The following is an 811-nucleotide window of genomic DNA, read 5'->3' on the forward strand; positions in this document are numbered from 1 at the left end:
TCATTGCCTGTATAAGATTACTGAAACTATGTGGCGTGAATCAACTGCATAACAAAGCAATCAAGGTGACCCGTTACACTCGGCGGTTTTGGTATGAAGTTCGGTGTGTTTTGCTAGTTTAGCGTGGGGCACCTTATKGCWGGCGTTAGGTCAAAAGGAAAACTAATGAATTTTCGTGCAATTTATGAAAAGTATCTTAATACATTAGAAAACATATCAAATGATCATGAAGAAACTACAGATACGGATGTACGTGAGCGACTACATGAAGTGATCAACTGGTATTTCATATGGGGTAAGTCAGTCGACTCAGAATTTCCTCTACTTTACTCTATGTTTTCTCCAGAAGGTGATGCTCTTATCGCACAAGCAACGAAAAATTTCATCGAACAAGCTAGCGAAATATCATCAAAAATACCTGTTGGGGCAAAGCGTAATGCCATGATTGAGGACAGTTCGGTTCTTACAAAATCAGGTGAGTCATATGATCTTTATCTTGGTTCAGCAGAAACAGTTTTACCTGCTGAAAAGCCTGCAAATGATGATCTTTATGGTGACTATGATTGACCTAACAAAGGCATCAAGGTGACTTGTTACACTCGGTGGTTTTGGTTTGGAGTTCAGTGTGCTTGGTGAGTTGGTCGTGGCGCACCTTATGCCAGACGTTAGGCATGGTAAAAGCCTGCTTATTGATCTGGTCGTAACCGCATCGCCCAAGAACGGGAAATCTTAGGCCACTCGTTCATCGTAAGGCTGTCCTTAAAGATCTGGGAAATGCAGGTTGCTACGTTCTTTGCTGCCTCAGGCGGTG

At 42.4% G+C, this 811-nt stretch carries 1 protein-coding gene; it reads left to right on the top strand.

Annotation, left to right across the window (positions count from 1 at the left end; genetic code table 11):
- Window positions 1-165 precede the first annotated feature (165 nt).
- Entirely contained in the window at window positions 166-567 is a 402-nt protein-coding gene (locus EIZ48_RS28455; protein WP_160658767.1) for a hypothetical protein, read from the top strand.
- The last annotated feature ends 244 nt before the right edge of the window (window positions 568-811 follow it).

It is taken from the genome of Photobacterium alginatilyticum (assembly GCF_009910675.1).
GTDB lineage: Bacteria > Pseudomonadota > Gammaproteobacteria > Enterobacterales > Vibrionaceae > Photobacterium > Photobacterium alginatilyticum.